General features: G+C 28.4%; 2 protein-coding genes. One reads left to right on the top strand and one right to left on the bottom strand.

Annotation, left to right across the window (positions count from 1 at the left end):
• Positions 1 to 186: rRNA adenine N-6-methyltransferase family protein (locus HXZ74_RS17095; RefSeq protein WP_286476511.1), on the top strand; the 186-nt coding region annotated here is incomplete at its 5' end.
• Between the two features lie 258 nt (positions 187 to 444).
• On the opposite strand, the gene HXZ74_RS17090 is transcribed toward HXZ74_RS17095, so the two are convergent.
• Positions 445 to 1359 carry a DUF5655 domain-containing protein gene (locus tag HXZ74_RS17090; protein WP_286476510.1) on the bottom strand — a complete coding sequence of 305 codons (915 nt, stop codon included), beginning with the start codon at positions 1357 to 1359 and terminating at the stop codon, positions 445 to 447.
• Between the last annotated feature and the right edge of the window lie 160 nt (positions 1360 to 1519).

The following is a 1519-nucleotide window of genomic DNA, read 5'->3' as shown; positions in this document are numbered from 1 at the left end:
GAGAAACCTGATTTATCTGTAAAAACAGCTTTAAAGTCGATTTTCAGGAAAAGTCAGGTCAGGTCAATTTCGGAAAAGTTCGAAATAAACCTTAACTCCCAAATTGTCTGTTTGTCACCAAGTCAATGGAAAAATTGTTTTTTAGAAATGTTGGAAGTTGTCCCAGAAAAGTTTCACCCTTCGTAGTTTAAAGTCGGTTTGTCAAGATGATTTTTCTGGTTTGGTGTTGTCTTTTAAGCTGCCGCATAACGGAAAAAGTATTTGCGAAGTGCGGTGGAAAATGAACGAAAAGTTCAATTTCAACCAATCTGAGCAAATTGCTTTTTCAGATTACTAATTTAAAGAAAAAAGTAATATGAAAAGCAAGTTGCGACTAAAAAAATCGAGTAGAGCAACTTGGTTTTCACCCCGCATTTTGCAAATACCATGTTGTACGCAGTTATATTATAAATTCTTTTTGTAGGATTGTTTTATTAAACTTGAAATATATTCAATATCTTCTGTATCACTAACTTTTATTTCGTAAGAACCATTTCCCCAATGTCCAACATTTGAAACATCACGAGATTTTTTTAGTTCATCTTTTAATTCTCCACTTTTTAAGTTTAAAAAAACTTTTAACGATTTTGACTGAATAACAATATCACAAAAAATATTATTATTTACTCTGAAATCAATAGTTTGTTTTTTTGCTTGAAAAGTAATATTATCACCAAAATTTAATATAATTTCTTTTACTTTTTGGTATAATTCAGCAGTTTCTTGTTCCGCTTTGCTTAAATGATCATTTTCTGTATAAACTTTAATTTCTTTGGTTACAACATCATTTTTTTCGTCATTTTTTGAAATTGTTTTAATACTTTCAATTGCATTTGCTTTCTGGACTTGTTCAAATGTTATTGTCTCATTCTCAAACTGTTTTATTTCCCATAATTCAATTGGTAGATCCTTAAAATTTATCGCTTCTTTTTGGTAATTAGTAAAATTGGGCGAAATAAAAATTACTTTTGATTGCGACCAATCAACATCAGTTCTTTTTAGAGACTTATTTTTATTTTCGTTATATTCAAGTATAAAATCAGCTTTATTGTTTAGCATTAATGATAAATACGCATAACCTTGGTCAACAACACTAAATGTTTTATCTCTTTTAAATTCGATAATTACAAAAGAATTTGATTCTTCATCAAAAGCAAGAGTGTCAATTCTAAAATTATTTAAAGAAAATTCTGATTTAATAAAATCAAGTTTTAGAAGTAATTTAAGATTTTTTTCAACTAGTTGTTGAATTTCTTTTTCAAACTTGAATGTTTTTTCTTTAATCAATTCTAAAGAATTTCCAATTTTATATAGTGACATAATTGTTGAATATCAATTTTTTTATTTCGTTTCGTCAAATTTACAAATTTTGTTTTATGGACTGCGCTGGAATAATTGCGGACAACGGTTTGCAGCTTGGCGAAGTGGCGGAAATCGAAGCACAAATGTTCAGTTTTGCACAAAAGTTCAATCGAAGAAC

The sequence above is a fragment of the Empedobacter sp. R750 genome, assembly GCF_030324345.1.
GTDB classification, from domain to species: domain Bacteria; phylum Bacteroidota; class Bacteroidia; order Flavobacteriales; family Weeksellaceae; genus Empedobacter; species Empedobacter falsenii_C.
Note: the sequence above shows the minus strand (reverse complement) of the source record. Positions and strands in the feature narration are given on the sequence as shown.